The organism is Bacillus sp. FJAT-49736 (assembly GCF_018343615.1).
In the GTDB taxonomy this organism is placed as follows: domain Bacteria; phylum Bacillota; class Bacilli; order Bacillales; family Bacillaceae_C; genus Margalitia.
Genome location: NZ_JAGYPI010000003.1, coordinates 263,872 through 288,508, shown reverse-complemented (window position 1 = coordinate 288,508; position 24,637 = coordinate 263,872). Strand labels below are relative to the sequence as shown.

Here is a 24,637-nt window from a genome sequence, read left to right as displayed (position 1 = left end):
TAGAACAATAATTCGCATGAATAATTGGAATTATTTAAATTTTTAAATTAATAGAAAGAAATTCCTATTTAATAGGTTGAGATAGGTATTATTAACCGCATTATTTCTAAAACAATAGGGACAGTTCTCCCGTTTCTTAAAAAGAAACAAGAGAGCCGTCCCCTTGATTTGGTGTTTTATAGAAAAAAAGGGTTAATAGATGAAACCCTCTTTTAAGTAAATTGTATTTGCATCTTTGCATTATTTGAGTGTGCGGATCCAATCTCGTACTAACTCTTGAACCAGGTTTCTTTTTTCAATTTGCATCAAATGACCTGTATTGTTTAGGATCGAGAAAGTTAAATATTTGAACCTTTTTAGAAGAGATAAATGATCCATATACCCACAGATGGCATCCTGTTTTCCTAAAATCATTAAAGATGGTTGCGTAATTTCTTCTTTATTTTGTAGAGGTGCTTGTTTCAAAAAATATCCTTGTTCTCTCCAATTGGATTGTAGAAATTCACGATTAGCCAATAAGCGTCCCGGTTGTATTTCTTTTAAAAATAAATCTATGTAATCCTCTGTCTGATTTACCAACAAAGTATGAATTGACTGTTGGATATCTGAATCGAGGGCTTCTATTAAATGATTGTCTCTCTCTAATATCTCCTTGTGAGGAAGTCTTCTTTCTATCAAATGGAGAGCTGGGGCTAATAGGCAAATTCCCTTAACAAGATTAAGTCTCTCACTCATAATTCCTTGAGCCAAGTATCCACCGAAGGAATGTCCAAGCAAGGCGAAAGAACGGTTATGAAAGGTAGAACTAATAAATGCCAGGATAAGATTTAGCATATCTTGGGTAGATTTTATATCATTTACTTTATTGCTATTGCCATGAGCAGGAATATCGATATAGACACGCTGCCACCCATCAATGGAATCAAATAGCGGTTCGATCCACGCTGCCATAGATCGATGATCTGTTCCCATCGCATGTAAAATAATTAAGGGCTGACCTTTTCCCTTAATATCATAAAACAAGCATTCATTATTTAATAAGAATTCCATAGTAAATCTCCTGTGTAAACATAATTGTTAGTCATGGTTTGATAGTGTAATAATTGTAAATTGGCTATCTGATAATATTCCATAAAAAAAGGACTTCTCCTGCTAAAGGAAGGTCCTTTTAAATATCATCTATTAAATAGGGCAGAATAACCCTTTCCTTTATGAGAAACAAATTAATCACTTTCTACCAATGTATGTCTCCCGAATGATGGAATGTGCAAATAACATATTAAAATTCTTAATCACAAATAAGCTTAACAACTACATCTGTTTTAACAAATAATCACATATTTTGCTGGAACTAAGTCTAACCGCTACAAAAGGGGGGTGGACTCCTCTGGAACCTTCAAGCGGAATGCCTAGCCACAAGACTTTCTCGTCAATCATCACAAACGGAAATGGAAAACCTTCGTCCAGCCATACATCGCAGTTACTGCACTTTTGTTTAGAAATAACGGTTAGTTTTACTCGTCTTCCTCTATTTATTAACTGCTTTTCCCATTCTTCTGTTAACATAGTTCCCTCTGGCAAGGAGATGGTAATCGAATACTTTGCCGACCTCAGGTCTTGAAAAACAGCTTCCACTTTACGAGCATGCATCCATTTTAATTTTGAATGTTGGTTTCGAATCCATGAACCAATATCTTCCGTTGTGACCGTTTGATTGTTCTGGACCTGATGGTCAACCAGTTGTCGCAATGTTTTTCCCTTATAGAGATGTCTTTCGATAAAATTTCTGTTACTGATGTGAATAAATTTCCCTTTCGTCCTCGTAATAGCTACATTGATTAATCGTTCGCTGTCCTTTCCAGTGATTAGCATACCAGCACGATTTTGCGGGGCACTATCGACTGTGTCAAATATCATCACATCTCGTTCACTCCCCTGAAATCGGTGGACGGTGGCTGCGATAATATCCGTCTCGCTACGCTCTTTGTCATATATTTCTTCAAGAAGCATTTCCATAAGATTCGCCTGAGCACGATATGGGGTGACATACCCGATGGATGCAACTCCTCCCTTATAAGCTTCATGAATCAATTGAAAAGATAGCAACAGCTGCCACAGATTAAATCTGGAATTGGTTGTTCTATCATTTACACAATGCAAGCCCGTGAAACTTGTATCCAAGAGCACCGAAGCTTCGTCTTTAAAAGGTGCAAGGCAAGTGATGTTATTTCTGCTTTTATATACACTTTCATGATCTCCAACCAGTGAATGATAGATGTACCGATTAGTAAATGCCGAAATATCCGGGTGCATCCTGCGCTGTTCCTTTAATAAAAAGAGCTGTGGATGAAGCTTGCCTTCTTTCAGCCATTCCACGACTCCAGCCTTATGGAACACATCCTCTTTTAGCCATTTTTCCACAAGCGGATGCCGACTGGAAGCAATCGGTGGTAATTGCTTGAAGTCACCGCAAATAATCACTCGTTTTCCTAGGCTTGCAGCTAAAGCTGCCTGTGGTACATATGCCATACTTGCCTCATCAAGAATAACGATGTCATAATCTGATTCATATACCGCACTGTCACTTGCCGCCTTTGCCAGTGTCGTGCCTACAATGAATGCCTCTTTAACTAATTGAATTTCTTTCTTCCGGATTTTTTCCAGTAGCCTAGAAAACTTCGTTTCTAGTTCCAGTAAATGGTCTGAATCTCGTTTGCTAAAAGAATTAGCCAAGTCTTGCTTTAAGTGGCGTCTTTCCTCCACTAGTCTGTGCCTATCCTGCGCAAGGAGTGGGTCTTGCTTTTCAATAAGAAGATTGGTGGTAATTTCGTGATGGGCCGATAACGTTTCCCCGTTGTTCCCCCCATAGCGAAGCACATCCCCTTCTCGGAATCTTTTCTTCCTTTTAATAAAATCAGTCAATTCCCTCATTAATACATCGACAGCTTGATTGCTATGCGACAAAATCAAAACTCTTTTCTTCTGAAAATATTTATTTGCTGCAGTTCTAGCCAAGATGTATGTCTTACCAGTTCCCGGTGGCCCCCAGACGAAGGTGGTATGATTGTACTTTGACCTCAAAATTAATTCATGGACATTACTCTTGATTTTTTCCTTAGGATGCTTGACTTCCATGGAAGGACTCATCAATCTCTTCACTCGCAGCCGCTTTTGTTTGCTTTTCTTGATTTCATCCAAGCGCTCCATTAATTGTTCAAGTAATTCCCATGGGTCATGCAGCAAATAAGCATCCGGGATCAGAGCGCCAAAGTTCCGTTCTAATGCAAGAATAATTCCCCGACCTTCAGAGGAAAGCACTTTCCCACTAGTTTTCATCGTTCCCCATTCCAATTTTATAGATGAACCAACTGGTATCTTTAAGGAGATTGCAGTATCAAAATAATAGCTATAGGGACCATCATTTGATAACAACCTTCCATTTGTAACAGAATAGCGACTTCCACCATATTTTTTTAAGTGATTAATTTCTTGTTGCAGAGCTTGCTGCCATTCTTTGATATATGTTTTAGTTGTTGTCATTTGATTCCCCTTATCATTAAAAAAAGAGCCTGTTACCGACAGAGAAATATTTAAAAGTTACAAGCACTTATTTAACTTTAAAATTATTTACAATATGCTCCGAATTGTGATGGTACATATAGGTTATTATTGAGTATCATGATAAAAAAAGGAAACCCTTCATAACAATTTGTATGAAGGGTTCTTTATTTATAAAAGTTTATAGTCGTTAAATTATGAAAAGACAAGCAAAATAATCATGTCCAATCCATTGAAAAAAAGGAGATTCCGTGGTAAATTTATATAGATAGACACTATATAATTAAAATAAATGTATAGTATCCCTTATTTTAATTATATATCATAATTTGTCGGTAGTCAACCCCTTATATCTAAAAAAAGGAGTGTTTGCTATGAAATTAGAATTGGAGCAAGAGCAAAAACAAGTCGACAGTGTAATGCAAACAATTAAGGAGCAAATCAGTAGATTAGAGGAAGAAACGGACCAGCGTCGAAATGAAGTAATACACATCCGAAAGCACTTCTGGGATGAAATCAAGGTGAATATTGATACTTTCGATGACTTTCTAGAGACCATCATTGGCTTAAGACAAGAGGCTCAGGCTCTTTCCGTAAGTCAAAGCACCCATAGACATGCATCGAAGAGATTATCTGTACTCCGTCGTATGGAGGAGGTTCCCTACTTTGGTCGAATCGATTTTCTAGAAGAAGGAACTTCTCCCGAGGAACAGATTTATATTGGAATCTCGACACTTACAGATACAAGTGGCGATAATTTCCTTATATACGACTGGAGGGCGCCGATTTCGAGTGTCTACTATGATTACCAGCCCGGTCCAGCTAAGTACGCAACCCCTGGGGGTGTAATCCAAGGCGTATTGAAGAAAAAGTGGCAATATCTTATCCGCGGCGGCGTTCTCCAATCTATGTTTGATACGAGTCTGACCATCGGAGACGAAATTTTGCAGAATGTACTGGGCAATGGTACAGACAAACATATGCACAATATAGTAGCTACCATTCAACAGGAGCAAAACAGGATTATTCGTCATGATCGCGGAAGACTGCTTATTGTGCACGGTGTAGCTGGGAGCGGAAAGACATCGGCTGCCTTGCAGCGCATAGCTTATTTGCTATACAAATATCGTGATAGTTTGAACGCTGATCAAATTATTCTTTTTTCCCCAAATACAATGTTTAACAGCTACGTATCCAATGTGTTGCCCGAGCTTGGCGAAGAAAATATGCAGCAGGTCACATTCCAGGAATATTTAGCGCATCGTTTAGGTAAAGAGTTTCATGTTGAAAATCCATACGAGCAATTGGAATATGTGCTAACTGCAGCAAATACTCCTCCTTATAGGTCAAGGATAGCTGCGATTCGCTTTAAGGCATCTAACCGTTTCTTTGAGGCAATCCAATCATACAGGCAGTCATTAGAATTATCTGGAATGCGATTCAAAGAAATTACCTTTAGAGGTAAGACAATAATTGGCGCACAACAAATTGCAAAAAAGTTTTATAGCGACACCTCTCTTCGCTTCCATAACAGACTTGAAATGTTGAAGGATTGGCTAATTAAACAAATAGACGAAGCCGAAAAGGTAGAATGGATTAAACCATGGGTACAGGAGGAAATCGAGCTGCTAAGTAACGAGGATTACCATAAGGCGCACACCTACTTAGCGAAAAAACGCGGCTATAAAGGGGATGCCATTGCCGATTATGAGATGGAGCCAAAAGCTCTTGCTCGATTGATTGTTCGCCGGAAGCTAAAGCCGTTGCGAAAACGAATTCGAGCTTTTCGATTTGTTGACATAAAGGGAATATATAAGCAAATTTTTGCCGACCCAGGGTATATCCAAAAGTGGTTGGGGGAGGAAACACTCACTGAGTGGACGGATATTTGTCGATTGACCCTGGAAATGCTAGACGCAGACAAATTATTTTATGAAGATGCCACCCCATTTTTGCTTTTGAAAGAGCTCATTCTAGGATTTCAGACGAACAGTTCCATTAAACATATAGTTGTGGATGAGGCACAGGACTATTCCCCTTTTCAATTTGAGTTTTTAAAGCGTTTATTTCCTTCTGCAAGAATGACTGTGCTCGGCGACTTTAATCAGGCAATATTCACCCATGCCAGCGGAATGGTTGATTTCCGTACACTTACCAACTTATATGGCCCAGATAAAACGGAGGTAATCAACCTGGCAAGGAGCTATCGATCAACTAAACCAATCATCGAATTTACACGTAGGCTCGTCCCAGACTGCGAGCGGATTATCCCTTTCGAACGCGAAGGAGAAAAGCCTGTGCTGACACAATTGTCCCATCACGCTGAACTCCACCAATCCATTATATCCAAAGTCGCAAATTTACGAAGTCTTGGCTATAATACTATTGCAATAATATGTAAATCAGCTGAGGAAAGTTCTAATGCATATGAAGCCTTGTCCAACATCGATGAAATTAAGCTTATGAAGAACAACTCCATTGAATATGAGCAAGGCGTTGTAGTCATACCATCTTATTTGTCCAAGGGCATAGAATTCGATGCCGTGTTAATTTATGATGCGTCAAACCAAGTATATAGCGATGAGGGGCTGCGCAGAGTTTTCTATACCGCCTGTACTAGGGCTATGCATTATTTGCAGCTGTATAGTGTTGGAGATCCAAGCCCATTTTTGCGAAATGTTTTACAGGAAAATTTTAATCAAGCTTGATATTTACCTTATTTGAATGAGCGCTTAACCAATATGAGAATAAATTTAACAGCAGAAAAATGCGTAAGTTATTTAGTTACTACTTATCTATTTTCTGCTGTTTTTTATAAATAAAACAATATAGCTCTCCTAAAAAGTTAGAGAAGAGCCCCCTAAATTAGCTCCTAATTCGTTTCTAATAAGTGCAACACGGTGATTTTTTCAGAACTTGAACTGCAGCTATCGATAGTAACTTCTAAGAAGATTCTGTTTTTATGCCTCTTTTCAACCAATGGCGGTACCTGGTATGTACCTAGAATACTAAAGAGAGTTATCTCCTGTATTTAATTGCTAATCCTTTTAAAAAGTTTCTAGCGAAATTATCTCCGCATTCTTTATAATTCTTATGTCCTTCTTTTCTAAATAAAGCCCCAAGTTCTCCTTTTGATACCCTCAGTCCAGCATTTTTGAAAATATCCAATATATCATCAGTCGTTAAAGTCAATGCTATTTTAACTTTCTTTAACAGAAGATTATTCACGTTTTCACTCGTCTTTAATGGAGTTTCTTGTGGATTAGACTGTCCAGGCTTCGACTCTTGTTTTCCTCTTTTATAAATAATTAGACCATTTAAAAACGAGTCTAACATACTGTGTGTACATTTGATTTGATCCTCATTCTCATAATCATCTTCATCGTATGTCTTTGTAAGTATCTTGACCACTTCTGGTACAGATACCTCTACGCCACCAAGTTTAAAAATCTCTGCCATCTCTTTATTTTTTAATTCCAATGCATATCTTAATCGAATTAATATATCGTTATTATCCATTAGTAGACCTCCTATTTATTAAAAATTCCATTTACTTGTGCCATTTAGAAATTAATGACTTGAATACTTTCCATATATTTTGACATAAAAAACGAAAAAAATATAATTTATCTTTCATTGACATATTAACTATGTAAAATTTATCTTCAGAGAAAAAAGCAGGTTCCTATGGTTAGGATAAGACCTGCTTTTGCCCCTTTACATTCACAGTTACTAATTAAAACCATTATTTCGCTTTTAATGCCCTAAGTTTCTCCTTATAGAACCCCTTCACAATTAACCAAAATGCCAAACTTATTTCATAGACTCCAACAGGTAATGCAATTAGTCCTTTTACAGTTGAATATGGTTCAACTAGACCAAACATTTCTAGTAAACCCGCTAGGAATACCATTAAAGCAGTAATCATACCGAATAGTGCTAACGGCTTTGGCACGATAGCTGTTCGAAAAAGTAAATAACTATATAAAACTGTATTTAAACCTAACATAAAATTCGGACCTAACAGTGTAGTCCAACGATAAAGAGACTGTAACATGAAACCTATAGATGAAAGATTATCTACATTTGTAAAGTTTCCTGCTTCATATTGTATACTAATACTCCATAAACCTAATATACTCACAATTCCTATTGCAATAAAAACAGCCTCCATAAATCGTAAACAAAGATACCCTAATGCTATGTGTTCATTCCAACCACGAAGATAAGGGAAAAACATCACTGCTGTTCCAATTGCTGTTACTACGAGTAATAGGTCATTGATCGCACCAACCAAAACTTTCGTTTCATGTCCATTTGCAACCGTCATATACCATTGTTCTGACAAAACTGGTTGATATAAGACAACCGCTATTATAGAAGTAATAGCCGCAACAATATAAAATACTCCTATAATCATCCCATTCATTCGGTCTCGTGTCATTTTTTTACCTCCTTGAAATAATTACTTTTAAAAGCCCATATGTTAGACTAATTAGAAAATACAAAAAAAAAAAAAAAAAAAAAAAAAAAAAAATTACAGGTGATACAATGGAACATTATGAAATTATTGCAAAGGCTTTAATTCATATTGAAAATAATTTAGAACTCCCGCTATCACTGGATTCAGTTGCCAATAGCTTCAACATCTCTAAATACTATTTTCATAGACTTTTTTCTGCTATGATGGGTTGTTCATTAAACCAGTACATATTATCCAGGAGATTAAATTCATCCGTAAAATTAATTCAAAACGAAAATCTATCACTAACAGATATTGCGTATCAACTAAACTTCGGAACCCCATCATCCTTCACCCGCGCGTTTAAACGCAAATACGGTATAGCTCCAAGTTCACTCAGGGAAAAAGATGTAGTGGTACCTATTGCGCCAATACCATTAGTAGTGAAAAGACCTATAAAAAACATCAATGGTGATATTGTTACTGATTTCACCCTTACACCATTCGAAGCCATTCAAGTTTGCGGCATTGCCTTTGAAGTGGATCTAGCAACAGATGATTACAAGACAAAAATTCGCTCTCACTCCAAAATGCTGTTAAACAACATCGATGAAACCATCAGTGGTCCATGTTATGTTATCTATTCTAATTGCCAACCAAATTCAACTCGTTTCAAAGTTTTATTTGGTATTCCACATGATTTGCAGATTGATAAGCCCTATTACTTTAACATTGATGTACCCCAACTCTTTTGCGCTAGATTCAAATATCTTGGTGATTTACTCGAAATAGGAGATGTACTCGCCACTGACTATGCAAGATTTTTAAAAATCTCCAAACAAGAACCCGAGAATTAACATATTGAGCTTATTCAAGTTTTTAATAATATTCACGCCCTTGATTCTGACTATCACATATACGTTCCAATACAAAAACTACCTATAGATTCAGATGTTTAGTGGGATATTTCCACTTTCAAACTCCTCCTATCTTATTACAAACTTAGTAAATGCCACTTGTTAAGGTCCAAGAGTAACAAAGTTTACGAAAAGATCCTTGATAAAAAGATAACATTATGTACTTAATAACACTTTCCAAATCTTGCTGTAATTCGTTCTACGAAACCAAAGAAATATTCTCCAACCTAAAAAGGCACCTCTTTTGAGATGCCATTAGTCAGCTATTCATTGATACAATTTGTCTAAAGGGGGTCACGCTCGGCTCCCTTTTTAGATTTTTTATAAATTCCTATTCCTTGGCCAATATTTCCGGATCCTGGGTTAGCTAAGGTGTTTAAAAATTCTTTACACAATTCAATCTGACTTTCCCCATGTCCTTGCGGTTCGGTTCCCGCATCCGCATGACCAGCTCGATGGCTTCTTCCCTTGACTTCACATCCAGCAGAATGAACCCGGCAATCAATTCTTTCATTTCCGTAAACGGACCATGTCTTGAGCCTTTCTTTGTTAGTTTTTTTATTGCAAACTCCATTACAATTTAATACGAAAGTATACTTTTTCATTATTTAATTTAAAATTTCGTTCATTAATTATTCTTGTTCTGTAATTTTAATAAAGTTCTCACAAATACAGTTAATATTTATGCATAGGACTAAAATAGGTATTTTGAAATGTTTTTATTGCAATGCCAAAGGATTGATCTTTACGGAACATCATAATTAAATATCTCGAATCCCGCTATTGATACATTATTCATTAGTCAAAAGCGGGAATAAATTTGAATTTTTTTCAAATTTATAGCTAATTTTGTATAATTTTGTTAGAATAATAGGTATTATTCATTATTACAATGGAGCTACAGTGTCTTCATTAAAAAAGCTATTATAGTGGTCCTTAGCTTTGGATTTTTAGTATCACTGTGGTTTCCTAAATTGTAAACAAGATTAAAATTACATACATATTGAGGGGAAAATATAATGTTTCGATCTAAAAAACTATTAATTATACTAGCAACAATATTCACTATCTCATTTTTTCTTCAGTCAACTATAATAGCTGATGATAATGAAGGATATGAAGGAAATGACGAGATAATCCATGGTTATTCCTTAGTTCAACCTGTAAATGTTTATGCTGGCACCTCAAGAGAGGCTCCCATTCTAAAAAGCTATGATTATAACCATCCTCTTGTATATCATCCTTATTCAAGTCATTGGTATGTAGCAGTCGTAAGTATTAATGGAATTATGTATAAAGGCTATATAAATAAAGATGATGCCGGAGATATTAGTGAATCACAAAGTGTTAAAGGTGTAACAGTATGTACAACAAATGTTTACAGTTCTAACAGTATCGATTCCAGCATCATAAATAGTTATGACAAAGGAAGTATCATCGAATATCGGAGCTACGATCAAGATTGGTATATGGTTACAGTTAATATCAATGAAGAAGAATATACAGGATATATTCCAATAAATAATGTTGAAACCATTGTTAATAACCCAATCGTAGGTAGTATAGGGGTAATAAAGTCTACAAAGGTTTACTCAAAACCATCTATAGATGCCAATATAATCAAAAGCTATCAAGTGGGAAAACTTCTGCGTTATCGTACATTTTCAAAAAATTGGTATGAAGTAACCAGCTATATAAATGGGAAGGCACAAACCGGATATATTTTAAAAAAAGATGTAAATAAAGTTCTAGAAGGATATGCCGTTAAGAACCAAGCTAAAGTGTATAGTGACACTTCAAAGAACTCCAATATATTAGAAATTTACGAGAAAGGAAAATCTCTTAAATATCGGCCATATAACTCAAATTGGTTCACTGTAACGGTTAATGTAAATGGGGAGAATCAAACCGGCTATATTCTTACTAGCGATGTGAGTCCATTCGCTCCGAGTATACAGTCTTCTGCCTTAAAAAGCCCAACATATTTATATAGTCAAACATCTAGAAAGTCCTTAAAATTGAAGAGTTATAAAAAAGGGGACCAACTAAAGCTAACACATTATGATGATAAATGGTATCAAGCTATAGCTTATATCAAAGGAAAGAAAAAAACTGGCTATATACATGTAAAGGATGTAGGGACAATTCCTGTTAAAAGGGATCCTGGATATAATATTCCCATTTTAATGTATCACCAAATTGGAGAAGATCCTCAGCCTGATGAATATGGTAGGTTTGTTACTCCCAAAGATTTCGAGGAACAAATGGAATATTTAAAAGCAGCAGGATATACACCTATTAATTTCGATGAAGTCCAAAACATAAAAAATATTAAAAAACCAATTATAATAACTTTTGATGATGGATTTGAAAATAATATTGTTGCATACTATATTTTAAAAGATTTAAGAGATGAAACTTTTAAACCTAAAGCAACATTTTTCATCATAGGCTCTGAAATTGATGAAAATGATTTTCTTTCTTTAGAGCAAATAAAAGAAATAAGCGATTCTGGAATTATTTCCATTCAAGCACATACAATGACACATCCATTTTTTAATGATAGCGAGACCGCCGGTAACATCGATTTATTAAAAGAGATTAAGGATAACAAATTTTTACTGGAGGACATTACCGGGAAGAAGGTTACTGCAATTGCTTATCCATATGGCAGTTATAACAACACTGTTATTAATGAAGTGAAAAAATATTATGATTTTGCTGTCACAACGAAACAAGGAATTGCAAATACAAATGATAGTCATTATGAATTACAAAGAGTGAGAGTAAGTTTTAACACTACATTACAAGACTTTAAACAGCTAATTGTTAAATAGATAAAAAATAAGGTTGTCAAAGAGCTCTTATCTTTGACAACCTTATTTATTTCTTCATTTGGATTATGGAGAATTACGATTGATTTCCTTTAAACGAATCATTCGCAGTGAAACACTCATATCACTTTACCTTACATTAGGACACTCCTACTTCCCCTGTCCCTCACTCAAAGTTATCGAGCATTGCACGCACTTCATCTGTTGACTTTGTGCTCATCAAATGATTTCTTAATTCACTCGCCCCTCGAAATCCTTTTACATATATCTTAAAAAATCTATGAAGAGCACTGAATGGACGTGTCTCTAATTCATTTGAATATTTATCATGTAGATCAAGATGCAGTCTTAAAAGATCAAGCAATTCCTTACTGCTATGATCCTTGGGCTCTTTTTCAAAGGCAAATGGATTTTTAAAAACACCACGCCCAATCATAACTCCATCAACACCATATTGATTAGCGAGCTTCAAGCCAGTTTGACGGTCAGGAATATCCCCATTGATCGTCAAAAGTGTATCTGGTGAAACCCGATCACGAAGTTTCTTGATCTCTGGAATCAACTCCCAATGAGCATCTACTTGGCTCATTTCTTTTCTGGTACGCAGATGTATGGAAAGATTAGCGATGTCTTGTTTCAATACATGGGTTAGCCAGTCCCACCACTCGTCTACCTCCGTGTAGCCAAGCCTTGTCTTCACACTTACAGGCAATCCTCCCGCTTTTGACGCTTGTATTAGCTCTGCAGCGACTTCTGGTCGAAGGATAAGGCCGCTTCCCTTCCCTTTGGATGCCACATTAGGTACAGGACAGCCCATATTGATATCCACACCCCTAAATCCAAGTTTCGCCACACCAATGCTCATTTGCCGAAAATATTCGGGCTTATCCCCCCATATATGTGCCACAATTGGTTGTTCATCTTCTGTAAAAGTCAATCGTCCACGCACACTTTGGTTGCCCTCTGGGTGACAATAACTCTCCGTGTTTGTAAACTCTGTAAAAAACACATCAGGTCTAGCTGCTTCACTTATTACGTGGCGGAAAACAACATCCGTCACCTCTTCCATTGGTGCTAGTACAAAAAACGGCCGTGGTAATTCGCGCCAAAAATTATCTTTCATATTCAAAACCTCTCATTATGGTACTTAAGGACATACCCTTGTCCCCAAAAATAAAAAGCAAAGATGTCTCTGTTCCTTTTACACTTATATTATGCCTAAGCACTTTTTTATCAAAGCCTAGTTTTTTTTCTTTATACACTTTAATATAAACCAATAAAAAGTGCAAAGAAAATTGAGTAGGTGGAGGTTAATGCGTTCTGAGGGCAGTTGGATTGTCTAGGTTCTACTACATATTATTGGAAGCTCTCTCCCAAAAGATGGGTGCACGTCATATACCTGTCCCTACCTAAAATGCCAAATACCGAGTTCTTATCGAAACCCGGTATTTTATTGGATTCTGCTTAGAAAATAGAAGATTTATTGTTACAAATTTGTTGTTATTTTTGCTACACACTCCACATGCGCCGTCTGCGGAAACATATCTACCGGCTGCAAATACTCTACCTTATACTTCGAACTCAACACCTGTAAGTCCTTTGCCAAAGTAGATGGATTACACGAAACATATACAAACGTCTTCGGCTTCACCTTCAAAATAGTGTCTAAAAATTTCGAGTCGCACCCGGTACGTGGCGGATCGACCACTACAACATCTGGTCGCCATCCTTCTTTCACCCATCTTGGCATGAGTTCTTCCGCTTTTCCGGTAAAATAAGATGCATTTTCGTATCCGTGCTTCTTTGCATTTTTCTTAGCATCTTCAATTCCCTCAGGGATTACATCCATACCGCGAATTTCTCCCGCTCCATTTGCCAACCAAAGGCCGATTGTTCCAACTCCGCAATAAGCATCTACTATTTTTTCTTTTCCTGTTAAACCAGCCGCTCTTTTCACTTCATTATATAGCTTAACGGTTTGAACCGGATTAAGCTGGAAGAATGCACGTGCCGATAACTCGTAAGTGAATTCTTCTAAACGCTCCTCCACTATTTTTTCACCGGATAAGTGAATCGTTTCATCGCCTAATACGATGGAGGTCCGTTTCGGATTAACATTTTGCATGATGGAGACTACTTCCGGCAGGCGATTCTTGATTTCCGAAATAATGGCCTCCTTGCGCGGCAAGTCCTTTTTTGCAGTGACAAGCATGACCTGAACTTGTCCTGTTTCAACACCGACTCGGGTTACAATGGTTCTCACAATGCCTTTTCTTGTTTTTTCATTATAAATAGGGACTTTGAAATCCGCTAATATTTGTTTAACTACATTCGTCACCTTATTCGTAACGGGCTGTTGGACTATGCATTCTGGAATGTTGATAAGTCTGTGGGAATCGATGCTGTACATTCCGGCGATGACTTTTCCATGATCTTCTCCAAGCTGGAATTGGCTTTTGTTGCGGTAGTGCCAAGGATTGTCCATCCCAATTGTTTCACGAATATCCATTTCTTCTATATTAAATCGAGTGTGTCTTTCTAGTGCTTGAATCAAAATGTCGCGCTTTTCTTTCAGCTGCTGTCCATATTCTAAATGCTGAAGCTGGCATCCACCGCATTGTTCATAGACGATGCATGGCGCTTTTACCCTGTGTTTCGAACGCTTCCGCACTTTTTTCACAATAGCCTCTGCATATTTCGGATGGGCCTTCGTAACTTCTACTACTACCTCTTCACCTGGAAGTGCGCCGGGTACGAAGACTACTTGCTTTTTGAAGTAGCCGACTCCCTCTCCGTTAATTCCCAAACGTTTAATGGTTAAAGGGAATTGCTGTTTTTCTTTTATCAATAAAGTTTTCTCGTTTTTCAACTATCATCACTCCGCCTGTTTCAATGCTTATGTATACTTTTTCGTTCCTTAGTTTTTTTGTATTATATCATATCATCCTTTTGAATGTTCAACGGCGCACAATACTTACCAATATGCACCATCTCCCCAATTTGGAAGACAAATATGTTATAATATAAATACAAGAATAATATAACATACAAACAAAGGAGCCTTATGGATAAAAATTTCTTATCTGAACAAATAGGTCAGCAATTACGCTTTTATCGCAGGCAGCGAAAGCTCTCTTTAGATGAGGTTGCAGAGCTAACGGGAGTCAGTAAACCAATGCTCGGACAAATCGAACGAGGTACATCGAATCCTACGGTTGCGGTGCTTTGGAAAATTGCCGCTGGCTTACAGGTACCGATTGCCTCCTTCTTAATGCAAAACCCTTCCATAAAATATCTTCGGATGGAGGATCAACCATTTATAAAAGAAGACAATGATTTATTTGAGACATTTAATACTTTCGCTTCTCCCGGTATACCTTTTGAGAATTACCGTATCAGAATACAGCCTGGATGTACTCATCATTCTGAGGCAAAGGGAATAGGTGTTACCAAAATTGTCACAGTCTATACCGGTTGCCTGTTAATTAAAATCGGCGAGGAACAATATTCCTTAGAAAAAGGCGATGCTATTTCCTTTTCTTCCGATATTCATCAAGAGTATCGAAATACAATGGATGAAACATGCGAATTTAATATGATCATTCATTATTCTAATCCACAATTATTATAGAGGCTCTTTTCTTAAGAAAAGATGTCCCGAGCTATGGCTAAATACACGAGAAACAAAAATCTATACAAAAACAGCATTTATAAAAAACGAAAGGGTGATATGGTTGGCAACAGCTATTGAGACTTTATACTATTTAAATAATCCTGAGAGAGATATCACCACAATAATAACCGAAACGCAATTGCGATATGAAGACATTATTAAAGAGGTCTTTGGGGTAGCATGTGAAAGTGACCTTATAATGATGATTAAGTTCAACAAAAAGTTCAGGGACAGTATTTGTAATAAATATGGTGTTACAGAGAGCGAGATAAGTTTAGACATGATTTTTCGTATTGCAACAGAAGAAGATATTAAACATTATACAGAGCATTAAAGAAAAGACCTGTCCCTTAAACAGGCCTTTTTTGGTATTTAGGAACCGAGCAGCGGATTCTTGATCTTTTCCTTCATCATATAATAATCAAGGCTTTCAAACCGGTAACCGCGTTCCTTTAAATCCTTGATTACCTTTTCCAATGCATCTGCGTTATCCTTTGATACAGTGTGCAGAAGCATTACAGCTCCGGGGTGAATCTGTTTCATAATACTATTGTAGGAATATTCCCAGCCTTGCTGTTGGTTAATTCTCCAATCCAAAAAGGCAAGGGACCACATGACATGCGTATAACCTTCTTGATAGGCGACATCCATTGTCCGTTCACTTAATATCCCTCTTGGGGGACGTAGATAATGCATTTCCTTTTGCTTTGTAATGCGTGCTGTTTCCTCTTTTACCTTTCTTAATTCCTCCCTTATCTTATCATCCGAAATTTGCGTCATATCAGGATGGCTCCAGGAATGGTTTCCGATTATATGTCCTTCTTTCACCATTCTTTTTACTAATTTAGGCTGTGATTTTAAATAATGCCCTGTTACAAAGAATGCAGCCGGTACTTTTTCTTTCTTCAGCACGTCTAAAATCTTTTCCGTATACCCATTTTCATAGCCATTATCAAAGGTCAAATACAATATTTTATCACTGGGATTTCCTTTATAAAAGGCATTATGTTTCTTTAAGAGATCATCATACTCCTTGCCGGCATCTGCCTGCTGCTCATTTTTCCCTTTGGTAAATCCCCAATGAACAGGTTTATTTGGAAATGCATATGTAGGATAAGCTGAAGCTAAAATAAGAAAAACGGTTAAAGATAGCAACCACCACTTTTTCATTTTGGCACCTCTCTTTTTTACTATTTTTTTCATTGGAAATAGAACTATGCCGGTTAATAATTTCCAAATCTATTCTCCCTGTGGATATTGCTTCAGTTATTCAGAAATTGTGGATGACTATGGATAAAAAGGTGGAAAACTAATAGAACTTAACGAAATTTTCAAAACATAGCTGTGGATAGTTTGATTTTTGTGGATAAAATTATCGTAAATGGAGAATATGTTGCAAAATACATTTGGCATGCTTAGGGAATCACTAAAAATGAGGTGAATTCCAATGGTGAAAAAGATTTTTTTAAGTTTTCTACTTCTGTTTTGTCTGACATCAACGGTATCGGCTCAAACCCATAAACAAGTTGAAATTTTCGATATTGAGCAGGAGAGGGTTGTTAAAAAGGTGCCAGTAACTCCTGATATTCGAGAAGAGGTAAAACAATTGATCGAGAGAACGACAAGTGTATATCCGAAAATAAAGCCAATACCCAATAAGGGTTTTATGATAAAAGTTCCGTTGCATCCAGCTGTTCATATTCAAAATCAATGGCTGCGTGGAAAAGTGGATCAAGTTATTCTTATTTTTCCGCCTAACGAACACCCCTTTTATTTAGTTATGGATAAAAGACATAGACCCCATTTATTCAATATCGAAGGGGAAACAGATACTCTCTTAGAAATGCTCGATTATGAACCGGAGGCATCAGAGTAAAAAAATTCAAAAAAAAACGCTTGGATCTACACTGTGATTAACTAGTTAGTGTATCCAAGCGTTTCCTTCATTTCTTATTTAAAAACAGGTTCTTTAAACTGAGCTAATTTTTCTAATGATGATTTATCTACATCCGCATGTAAGCTGTTGCCGTGGGAGTCCATTGTAACAACTGCTGTAAAGCCTTCAACATTTAGATGCCACATTGCTTCCGGAATACCGAATTCCGTTAAATCAACGCCGTCGACTTTTTTAATACAGTCTGCATAATATTGAGCAGCCCCGCCAATAGCATTTAAATATACTCCACCATGTTCTTGAAGAGCAGCAAGTGTTTTTGGTCCCATACCGCCTTTACCAATGACAGCGCGAATGCCGAATTTCTTCATGATATCTCCTTGATAAGGCTCCTCACGAATAGAGGTTGTAGGGCCAGCTGCTTTCACTGTCCAGTTGCCTTCTTCATCCTTGGCCATGACTGGTCCGCAATGGTAAATGACATGACCGTTAAGATCAACAGGCGCATCATGGTCTGTTAAATATTTGTGGATAGCGTCGCGGCCAGTATACATACGACCATCAATGCGAACAACATCGCCCACTTTTAATTCACGGATTTGTTCTTCTGTAATAGGAGCTTTTAAAGTAACTACTTTTGTTTGAGCTTGCTCTTCAGAGGATGCTGCTACTTCTTGGTCTGCTCCATTGCCAAACTCAATTTTTTCTCCTTCTTGATATAACCAATCTTGGATTTCTCCAGTTTCAGGATTCACTTTTACACCAAGACGGCGGAATGCCCAGCAGTTATATGCAACCGATACGAAGAAGCTGGCAGGAATACGGTTCATTACCCCAATTTTACAGCCTAACAGGGTTGTTTCACCGCCGAATCCCATTGTACCTATTCCAAGTTTATTAGCATTTTGCATAATGTAATCTTCTAATTTACGAAGATCTTCGTTTGGATTAACATCCTCAACCGAACGGAATAATTGTTCCTTCGCAAGATCGTACCCAGAGGAACGGTCACCTCCGATTCCAACTCCGATAAAGCCGGCGCTGCAGCCTTGACCTTGTGCTTGATATACAGAGTGTAGAATACATTTGCGGATGCCATCTAAGTCGCGTCCTGCACGTCCTAAGCCTTCTAATTCACATGGCAAGCTGTATTGAATGTTTTTGTTTTCACAACCGCCACCTTTTAGAATTAAGCGCACATCAATATAATCATTTTCCCATTGGTCAAATTTGATAACTGGTGTGCCACCGCCAAGATTATCTCCGCTGTTTTTTCCTGTTAAAGAGTCAACAGAGTTTGGACGTAATTTGGAATCCTTTGTTGCTTGTGCTATCGCTTGATAGATTGCTTCTTTGATTTTAATTTGGTTAACCCCAACTGGCGTTTTAATTTTGAAAGTTGGTAATCCTGTATCCTGGCAGATTGGAGAAATATTTTCATCCGCCATTTGGATGTTATTTGTAATCGTTCCTAAGCTTAATGCTGCGCGAGTGCCAGCGCTTTCACTTTCCTTCGCCTTTTTGACCGCACGGCGAACGTCTTTAGGTAAATTTGTAGACGTTTCCACTATAAGCTGGTACATGCTTTCCTGAAACTTTTCTAGGTTCATTTTCTTCTCTCCCTCTCGTGCCTGTTTCTTTATATGTCTATATTCGATATTCGCCTACCATTATACTCCTATCAATAGATGAATTAAAGACTTTCAAAACGAAAAAAGGCCAAACCATTTGTGGATTGACCTTATTTGTTAAATTGTTCGCATTTCAATTCCAAATCGTCAATCATCTGGATAAGACGATCAATGTCTTCCAAATCCGTTTGTTCCGGATCCATGGAATCTATTACCTCAAGAAACATATTAAGACGATGCTTCAAATATTCTACCTGAGATTCTTTATCATGTACGGCGTTTCCCATGCTGTCTCTCCTTTCGAAAACCTTCTTTTATCATAACAGAGAAATATAAATGTGCAATTATTAATCAATATTTTGACTTTGGAGGCGTTTTTAATCGGTTCTGGTGAAAAACACGGCCCGAATTTTGATTTAAATGGCCCGATTTGTGCTCTTAACGTCATGAAATTGTTGTCATATAGCCCGAAATTCTCTAAGAATGGCACGAATTGTATCTTTAGACCTACCTAAAGAGAAAACAAACTAGATGTTTTAGATCTATCCATTAAGTAAAAAAGACCAACGAATTGGTCTTCTAGATCCTCGACTTACCTTGGGTGATCCGATGCCATGAAACCGAAAGAAACATGGTCTTGAACCGGAATCCAGGCACCTATTCCTTGTGAGGTCACATTTTTAATCATAATCTTCTTTTGTTTTCCTTTTATAACTAGATATACCTCACCATAAGTTACCTTCCCTTTTTCATTGATAGCCGGGGCATATCCATACAGATATCCAAGCCTTTTTGGAGGAATGTTATATACTCGGTCTTTCTTCGTTCCCCCTCCAATGATCGTTTCAAAAGCAAGTGGAAGTTGTGTAGTGTTCATTGCCTTCAGGAGCATCATTTTTTTAACATCATCTGCTTTGGCTACTTTCGCAGTAAGTCCACCCTTCACAATCTTTTGCGCTTCTTGAACGTAGTGAATTTGATAGTTGGATCTCCCGCCTCGATTGTCAAAGTAATTTGTATTTATTTTTTGGTATTGCCAATTAGGTGATGTTTCCATGGATTCGTAATTTAATGGCCATTCTCCTAAATAGATCGTTGCTCTTAGACCGATGGATAATGGTGAATTATTTACGGATGATTCATTTAACATTCTGATTAAGTTAGGATTTTCAATCTTCACCTTTGACGTTTTTAAAACCTTTTTGGTAAACTCACTTGGCTGTAAATAAGGAAGATCCTGTGTCGCATTAGGGTACGTATTTTCCTTCGTAATATCTAATACGGAAGGTGGAACCGCGATTTTCTTTAATCCTTTAGATGGTTGACTTGCTTTATTGGCTAATGCGCTAGGCGAAGCGGTTAGGAATATTAATAAAAACATAAGTAAAAACCTTTTCCATTTCATTGTGAGATACTCCCTTCATAATGATGAGTTTTCATTTGTTTTTAATCTTTCCAGACCATATATTTCTTATCCATCGTTAATTAATTTTTTAAAAAACCACCTAGCAATATAAACTAAGTGGTCACGCACATTACAGCAAATAAAACCCTATTCCCATAATAATATATGCTGCCAAAAGGGTCGCCCCTTCGAACCAATTCGTCTCCCCGTCATTTGCTAATATAATGGATAATAGCACGGCGGTCACCATTGCTACTAGCTCCGGCATCGTAAATACTAACGGCATAGGGTTGAAAAACAACGATACAATCACCAATGCAGGAGCTACAAACATAGCTATTTGCAACGTCGAACCAAAGGCAATTTCCACCGCTACATCCATCTTATTTTTATATGCCATTAAAATGGCTGAAGCATGTTCCGCAGCATTTCCAACAATAGCGACAATGACGATACCGATAAATAACTCGCTCCATCCAAAGCTCTTTGCTACAGATTCAAAGGTATGCACTAGATTTTCTGAGATATAGGCAACCGCAATGGTTGAAAGAAATAAAATGGTAATGGCTTTTCCTTTTTTCCATTCCGGTTCTTCCCCTTCCTCCAATTCCGCTGCTTGCGGATCTTGATATATTCCCCTATGGGTAACTAATTTAAAGAATAGGGCAGCCAGATATAGCAAAATTAAAATAATCGCAACACCTACACTCAAATGAATGGTGTTTGTTAAATTTAGGTTCATTGAAAATACTTCCGGGATGACAAATGCTACAATAACCGCAAAAATGAGCAGTCCTGAATTATGCCTTGCATCATATACATTAAATTTTTGCCGTTTAAATTTTATTCCGCCAACTAAGAAGGCCATTCCAGCTACCAAAAGCAAATTGCCTAATACAGACCCGGTTAAGGAGGCAAGTACAACTTCATTTAATCCAGCTTGAATGGAAAAAATCGAAATAATTAATTCCACAGCATTGCCAAATGTCGCATTTAGAAGTCCACCAATTCTAGGGCCAGCTACAATAGCAAGACTTTCCGTCGCTCTCCCCATAAAACTTGCCAATGCAATGATCGTTAAGCAATAAATGATAAACATTATAACACTTGGCCAGTGAAGAATTGCCCCCAAAACCGAAATCGGTACTCCGATAAAAACCATTAACGCAAAGATTTTATTCATGAGTGCCTCCTTATAAGAGCATTATTACTATTATGTTAACCTCTAGTCAGATTGAAAACACAGGAAAGATATTCTCCTTCCCCAGCATGTCTACTTTAAAAGATATGAAAAAAGTAAAAAAAAATTATGGAAATTAAATGTAATAGTAAGAATTTTGCTGAATTTTCATTTCAAAGGCTATACATTTTTTGTTATTATGTTATTTAGAGCTTGCTGCTTTTCGTAATTGGCTATACATTCTAAACCAACCTTATAGCATTTTTTCTATACAAGGTTTCTAATCAATTCGAAAAGAGCCATAGGGAATAAATAAAGAAAACACCGAGGGAATACATATGGGGAAAAATAATTTTAGATTTTGGATATTAGTTAGTATTGTTGCAATTTCAGGATTTTCACAAGGAATGCTACTCCCTTTAATATCTGTCATTTTTGAAAAAGGCGGTTTGTCCTCCTCCTTAAATGGGATCAATGCAACTGCGTTATATATTGGAACATTAATTGCGTCCCCATTCATGGAGCAGCCACTAAGAAAATTCGGCTACAAACCAATCATCCTATTTGGGGGATTAGCCGTCATAATTTCATTAATATCTTTTCCGTTATGGAAATCATTTTGGTTTTGGTTTTTTTTACGTCTTCTTATCGGAATTGGCGATCACGCTTTGCATTTTGCCACTCAAACATGGATTACGTCATTTTCGTCACCAAAGAGACTGGGGCGCAATATTTCATTGTATGGATTATTTTTTGGAATTGGATTTGCGGTTGGTCCATTAATGACTCCCCTTGTTAAGGTGAATCAAGCATTGCCATTTATCGTATCTTCATTACTTTGTTTAATTGGCTGGTTATTTATCTTTTCCTTAAAAAATGAATATCCGGATCAAGATATTGGGGTCAACTCCTTTTTTAAAACGATCAAAAGGTTTTCGTCGGCTCTTAAATATGGCTGGATTGCCTTTTTACCACCATTAGGCTATGGCTTTCTTGAATCTTCCTTAAATGGAAGCTTTCCCGTTTATGCGCTGAGAAATGGAATCGATGTTAAGAATGTTTCGTTTTTATTAGCTGCTTTTGCTATTGGAGCTATTGTATTTCAACTGCCTCTTGGAATGTTGAGTGATAAGTATGGACGTCGTAATATTCTCATCTCCATTCTTTTATTAGGTAGTGTTTGTTTTACAACCGCTAGTTTTTTAGAGGACTCTCATACAGGACTTCTGTTCTGTATTTTTATAGCAGGTATGCTGGTAGGCTCCACCTTCTCGTTAGGAATATCTTATATGGCTGATTTGATGCCAAAAAATCTACTACCTACCGGTAATTTAATGTGTGGGATTTTTTATAGCATAGGAAGCCTTGGCGGACCATTTATTGGGGGACTATTTATCCAATTTTTCCATGGAGTCAGCTTCTTCCATATAATTAGTTCATTATTATTTATTGTGTTTGTTATCATATTCACTTTTGGGCAGAAATCTCTAGTTGCTGTACGTGAAAAATGAAAAGGGTGGCCAATCGCCACCCTTTGTTCTATTTAATGATATCCGTTTTGCCCATTTGCTGAACCGGATGTTTTACCCTTCGGCTTTTGATTTTTGTTCTGCTTTGTTTTACCCATTCGTATCCCCTCTTTTCAATTATTTTGGACTTGCATTTTATAGTTTCATCATCTGTTTGAAAAGCTTTCATGGTATCTTTTGGACAACGGAGGATTGTTTAACAACTTTTTTTGTTATTGGTTAAAATCGCATTTACTTCTCCGCCAATCATTAATATAAAACCTGTCAGATAAAACCATAAAATCAATACAATAATACCTCCAAGGCTGCCATATGTGGTAGAATAATGCCCAAAGTTTCCGACATAAAAGGAAAAAGCAAAGGAAACAAAAGCCCAACCTACTGTTGCAATCACAGCTCCGGGAATGACCGTTAAGCATCTTATTTTCTTATTAGGCGTCATATAGTAAAGGCACATAAATACGACGAATAAAATGACCATGCTAATGAGCCACCTAAGTCCGTTCCAAAAATGTGCAAATTGATCAGAAATACCTAAATAGGAAAAGATATAGATACCAAAAACCTCTCCAAATATCGGTACAATTAATGCTATTAACAAGACAAAAATCATTGCGATGGTAAGCAGAATAGACAATCCTCTTGTAATGAAAAAGGATCTCGTTTCTTTTACTTCATATGCTCTATTCATCGCTCCGATTATCGCATTCATTCCTAGCGATGCAGACCAAATAGTTGCAATAATCCCAAAGGATAATAATCCCCCATTTCGATTACTTAATATTTCTTGGATATTTTCTCTAATCATAGCTAGTGTTTGTTTCGGAGCGAAATCGCGAATAACATTTAATAAATCATCTGTCGTTAATGGGAGGTATGAAAGCAGTGATACCATAAATAGTAAAAGCGGAAACAAAGATAGCAGAAAAAAATACGCTAACTGGGCTGCCATTCCGCTTAAGTCATTTTCGTCGATTCTTTTCCATAGCATTTTTATGAACTGTATTCCATTTTTAAAGGTAAAAACAGCCTTTCCCATTTTTTCACCTCAACATTTTGGACCAAGCTTATTTTTATTTTCCCTTGTTAGAGCTATAAAAAACATCATATAGATAAATAATCTTAGTAATTTCCATTTGACACCTTTATCGTTTCGTGAAAATATAGAAATAGCCATAAAAGAACGTAACCAGCGCCTATTGTAATTACGGTTAAAAATACATTACATAAAAAATATAGGCACGGAGAAAAGCACTAATATAATCTAACAAAGAGAGGATGTTTTTCATGAACCTTACCGAAAAAACATTTGAAAATATTGAGTATATGATTACGCAAATTACGACTAAATTAAGAATGGTGAATGCTGATGCCATTAAAGCGACAAATTATAATGAGGAAATGTATGATGACCTACATGACATTTATCAAATGGTGATGAAAAAAAATACTTTCAGTCCGAATGAAATGCAAGCGATTGTAGAAGAATTAGGAAGCTTAAGAAAATAATCAACGGAAATAGAAAAACGGCATCTACAGAAAGATGCCGTTTTC

The 24,637-nt window shown here is 36.8% G+C and carries 21 protein-coding genes; 8 read left to right on the top strand and 13 right to left on the bottom strand.

Annotation, left to right across the window (positions count from 1 at the left end):
• Positions 1 to 240 precede the first annotated feature (240 nt).
• Both KHA87_RS17470 and KHA87_RS17465 read right to left on the bottom strand, forming a co-directional pair.
• Positions 241 to 1,050 (bottom strand): alpha/beta fold hydrolase, encoded by an 810-nt coding sequence (locus KHA87_RS17470; protein ID WP_213095462.1) that lies wholly within the window; start codon positions 1,048 to 1,050, stop codon positions 241 to 243.
• Positions 1,051 to 1,311: 261 nt separating this feature from the next.
• The gene (locus KHA87_RS17465) at positions 1,312 to 3,540 is read right to left on the bottom strand and encodes an AAA domain-containing protein (RefSeq protein ID WP_213095461.1); all 2,229 of its coding nucleotides are present in this window, start codon (positions 3,538 to 3,540) and stop codon (positions 1,312 to 1,314) included.
• A 392-nt stretch (positions 3,541 to 3,932) separates the two neighbouring features.
• Here KHA87_RS17465 and helD point away from each other — a divergent pair, with 392 nt between their 5' ends.
• Positions 3,933 to 6,266, top strand: a complete 2,334-nt coding sequence (gene helD, locus KHA87_RS17460; protein WP_213095460.1) for an RNA polymerase recycling motor HelD — start codon at positions 3,933 to 3,935, stop codon at positions 6,264 to 6,266.
• A gap of 310 nt (positions 6,267 to 6,576) precedes the next feature.
• Here helD and KHA87_RS17455 read toward each other — a convergent pair whose 3' ends face one another.
• Both KHA87_RS17455 and KHA87_RS17450 read right to left on the bottom strand, forming a co-directional pair.
• On the bottom strand, positions 6,577 to 7,077 hold the full coding sequence (locus KHA87_RS17455) for a YehS family protein (protein ID WP_213095459.1): 501 nt from the start codon (positions 7,075 to 7,077) through the stop codon (positions 6,577 to 6,579).
• Positions 7,078 to 7,303: 226 nt separating this feature from the next.
• Entirely contained in the window at positions 7,304 to 8,002 is a 699-nt protein-coding gene (locus tag KHA87_RS17450) for a DUF4386 domain-containing protein (RefSeq protein ID WP_213095458.1), read from the bottom strand.
• Between the two features lie 107 nt (positions 8,003 to 8,109).
• On the opposite strand from KHA87_RS17450, the gene KHA87_RS17445 reads away from it, so the two are divergent.
• On the top strand, positions 8,110 to 8,877 hold the full coding sequence (locus KHA87_RS17445) for a helix-turn-helix transcriptional regulator (RefSeq protein WP_249310558.1): 768 nt from the start codon (positions 8,110 to 8,112) through the stop codon (positions 8,875 to 8,877).
• Between the two features lie 436 nt (positions 8,878 to 9,313).
• On the opposite strand, the gene KHA87_RS17440 is transcribed toward KHA87_RS17445, so the two are convergent.
• Positions 9,314 to 9,451: a YciI family protein gene (locus KHA87_RS17440; protein ID WP_249310595.1), complete on the bottom strand. Its 138-nt coding sequence runs from the start codon at positions 9,449 to 9,451 to the stop codon at positions 9,314 to 9,316.
• Positions 9,452 to 9,956: 505 nt separating this feature from the next.
• Here KHA87_RS17440 and KHA87_RS17435 point away from each other — a divergent pair.
• On the top strand, positions 9,957 to 11,774 hold the full coding sequence (locus KHA87_RS17435; protein ID WP_213095457.1) for a polysaccharide deacetylase family protein: 1,818 nt from the start codon (positions 9,957 to 9,959) through the stop codon (positions 11,772 to 11,774).
• 163 nt (positions 11,775 to 11,937) lie between these two features.
• Here the strand turns inward: KHA87_RS17435 and KHA87_RS17430 are convergent, their stop codons facing one another.
• Both KHA87_RS17430 and rlmD read right to left on the bottom strand, forming a co-directional pair.
• On the bottom strand, positions 11,938 to 12,894 hold the full coding sequence (locus tag KHA87_RS17430; protein ID WP_213095456.1) for a tRNA dihydrouridine synthase: 957 nt from the start codon (positions 12,892 to 12,894) through the stop codon (positions 11,938 to 11,940).
• Between the two features lie 363 nt (positions 12,895 to 13,257).
• On the bottom strand, positions 13,258 to 14,640 hold the full coding sequence (rlmD, locus tag KHA87_RS17425; protein ID WP_213095455.1) for a 23S rRNA (uracil(1939)-C(5))-methyltransferase RlmD: 1,383 nt from the start codon (positions 14,638 to 14,640) through the stop codon (positions 13,258 to 13,260).
• Between the two features lie 195 nt (positions 14,641 to 14,835).
• Between rlmD and KHA87_RS17420 the strand changes: the two genes are divergently transcribed.
• Positions 14,836 to 15,402 carry a helix-turn-helix domain-containing protein gene (locus KHA87_RS17420; protein WP_213095454.1) on the top strand — a complete coding sequence of 189 codons (567 nt, stop codon included), beginning with the start codon at positions 14,836 to 14,838 and terminating at the stop codon, positions 15,400 to 15,402.
• A 103-nt stretch (positions 15,403 to 15,505) separates the two neighbouring features.
• Complete coding sequence (locus KHA87_RS17415) at positions 15,506 to 15,778, top strand: hypothetical protein (RefSeq protein ID WP_213095453.1); 273 nt, start codon at positions 15,506 to 15,508, stop codon at positions 15,776 to 15,778.
• Between the two features lie 38 nt (positions 15,779 to 15,816).
• Here KHA87_RS17415 and pdaA read toward each other — a convergent pair whose 3' ends face one another.
• A complete protein-coding gene (pdaA, locus tag KHA87_RS17410; RefSeq protein WP_213095452.1) occupies positions 15,817 to 16,614 on the bottom strand; it encodes a delta-lactam-biosynthetic de-N-acetylase in 798 nt (265 codons plus the stop codon).
• 277 nt (positions 16,615 to 16,891) lie between these two features.
• Between pdaA and KHA87_RS17405 the strand changes: the two genes are divergently transcribed.
• Positions 16,892 to 17,320: a hypothetical protein gene (locus KHA87_RS17405; protein WP_213095451.1), complete on the top strand. Its 429-nt coding sequence runs from the start codon at positions 16,892 to 16,894 to the stop codon at positions 17,318 to 17,320.
• Positions 17,321 to 17,394: 74 nt separating this feature from the next.
• On the opposite strand, the gene KHA87_RS17400 is transcribed toward KHA87_RS17405, so the two are convergent.
• From KHA87_RS17400 to cax, 4 genes are all read right to left on the bottom strand, one after another.
• The gene (locus tag KHA87_RS17400) at positions 17,395 to 18,948 is read right to left on the bottom strand and encodes a fumarate hydratase (protein ID WP_213095450.1); all 1,554 of its coding nucleotides are present in this window, start codon (positions 18,946 to 18,948) and stop codon (positions 17,395 to 17,397) included.
• A gap of 131 nt (positions 18,949 to 19,079) precedes the next feature.
• Positions 19,080 to 19,256 carry an SE1561 family protein gene (locus KHA87_RS17395; RefSeq protein WP_213095449.1) on the bottom strand — a complete coding sequence of 59 codons (177 nt, stop codon included), beginning with the start codon at positions 19,254 to 19,256 and terminating at the stop codon, positions 19,080 to 19,082.
• 305 nt (positions 19,257 to 19,561) lie between these two features.
• The gene (locus tag KHA87_RS17390) at positions 19,562 to 20,374 is read right to left on the bottom strand and encodes a YfkD famly protein (protein ID WP_213095448.1); all 813 of its coding nucleotides are present in this window, start codon (positions 20,372 to 20,374) and stop codon (positions 19,562 to 19,564) included.
• Between the two features lie 130 nt (positions 20,375 to 20,504).
• Positions 20,505 to 21,557, bottom strand: a complete 1,053-nt coding sequence (gene cax, locus KHA87_RS17385) for a calcium/proton exchanger (protein WP_213095447.1) — start codon at positions 21,555 to 21,557, stop codon at positions 20,505 to 20,507.
• Between the two features lie 335 nt (positions 21,558 to 21,892).
• Between cax and KHA87_RS17380 the strand changes: the two genes are divergently transcribed.
• Positions 21,893 to 23,065 (top strand): MFS transporter, encoded by a 1,173-nt coding sequence (locus KHA87_RS17380; protein WP_213095446.1) that lies wholly within the window; start codon positions 21,893 to 21,895, stop codon positions 23,063 to 23,065.
• 214 nt (positions 23,066 to 23,279) lie between these two features.
• Here the strand turns inward: KHA87_RS17380 and KHA87_RS17375 are convergent, their stop codons facing one another.
• A complete protein-coding gene (locus tag KHA87_RS17375) occupies positions 23,280 to 24,122 on the bottom strand; it encodes a YihY/virulence factor BrkB family protein (RefSeq protein WP_213095445.1) in 843 nt (280 codons plus the stop codon).
• Between the two features lie 248 nt (positions 24,123 to 24,370).
• On the opposite strand from KHA87_RS17375, the gene KHA87_RS17370 reads away from it, so the two are divergent.
• The gene (locus KHA87_RS17370) at positions 24,371 to 24,592 is read left to right on the top strand and encodes a DUF1128 domain-containing protein (RefSeq protein ID WP_213095444.1); all 222 of its coding nucleotides are present in this window, start codon (positions 24,371 to 24,373) and stop codon (positions 24,590 to 24,592) included.
• Positions 24,593 to 24,637: the final 45 nt, after the last annotated feature.

Excerpts from the sequence above, each read along its gene's own strand:
- KHA87_RS17470 (WP_213095462.1), bottom strand. The coding sequence starts at position 1,050 with ATGGAATTCTTATTAAATAATGAATGCTTGTTTTATGATATTAAGGGA.
- KHA87_RS17465 (WP_213095461.1), bottom strand. The coding sequence starts at position 3,540 with ATGACAACAACTAAAACATATATCAAAGAATGGCAGCAAGCTCTGCAA.
- helD (WP_213095460.1), top strand. The coding sequence starts at position 3,933 with ATGAAATTAGAATTGGAGCAAGAGCAAAAACAAGTCGACAGTGTAATG.
- KHA87_RS17455 (WP_213095459.1), bottom strand. The coding sequence starts at position 7,077 with ATGGATAATAACGATATATTAATTCGATTAAGATATGCATTGGAATTA.
- KHA87_RS17450 (WP_213095458.1), bottom strand. The coding sequence starts at position 8,002 with ATGACACGAGACCGAATGAATGGGATGATTATAGGAGTATTTTATATT.
- KHA87_RS17445 (WP_249310558.1), top strand. The coding sequence starts at position 8,110 with ATGGAACATTATGAAATTATTGCAAAGGCTTTAATTCATATTGAAAAT.
- KHA87_RS17440 (WP_249310595.1), bottom strand. The coding sequence starts at position 9,451 with ATGAAAGAATTGATTGCCGGGTTCATTCTGCTGGATGTGAAGTCAAGG.
- KHA87_RS17435 (WP_213095457.1), top strand. The coding sequence starts at position 9,957 with ATGTTTCGATCTAAAAAACTATTAATTATACTAGCAACAATATTCACT.
- KHA87_RS17430 (WP_213095456.1), bottom strand. The coding sequence starts at position 12,894 with ATGAAAGATAATTTTTGGCGCGAATTACCACGGCCGTTTTTTGTACTA.
- KHA87_RS17420 (WP_213095454.1), top strand. The coding sequence starts at position 14,836 with ATGGATAAAAATTTCTTATCTGAACAAATAGGTCAGCAATTACGCTTT.
- pdaA (WP_213095452.1), bottom strand. The coding sequence starts at position 16,614 with ATGAAAAAGTGGTGGTTGCTATCTTTAACCGTTTTTCTTATTTTAGCT.
- KHA87_RS17405 (WP_213095451.1), top strand. The coding sequence starts at position 16,892 with ATGGTGAAAAAGATTTTTTTAAGTTTTCTACTTCTGTTTTGTCTGACA.
- KHA87_RS17400 (WP_213095450.1), bottom strand. The coding sequence starts at position 18,948 with ATGAACCTAGAAAAGTTTCAGGAAAGCATGTACCAGCTTATAGTGGAA.
- KHA87_RS17395 (WP_213095449.1), bottom strand. The coding sequence starts at position 19,256 with ATGGGAAACGCCGTACATGATAAAGAATCTCAGGTAGAATATTTGAAG.
- KHA87_RS17390 (WP_213095448.1), bottom strand. The coding sequence starts at position 20,374 with ATGAAATGGAAAAGGTTTTTACTTATGTTTTTATTAATATTCCTAACC.
- cax (WP_213095447.1), bottom strand. The coding sequence starts at position 21,557 with ATGAATAAAATCTTTGCGTTAATGGTTTTTATCGGAGTACCGATTTCG.
- KHA87_RS17380 (WP_213095446.1), top strand. The coding sequence starts at position 21,893 with ATGGGGAAAAATAATTTTAGATTTTGGATATTAGTTAGTATTGTTGCA.
- KHA87_RS17375 (WP_213095445.1), bottom strand. The coding sequence starts at position 24,122 with ATGGGAAAGGCTGTTTTTACCTTTAAAAATGGAATACAGTTCATAAAA.
- KHA87_RS17370 (WP_213095444.1), top strand. The coding sequence starts at position 24,371 with ATGAACCTTACCGAAAAAACATTTGAAAATATTGAGTATATGATTACG.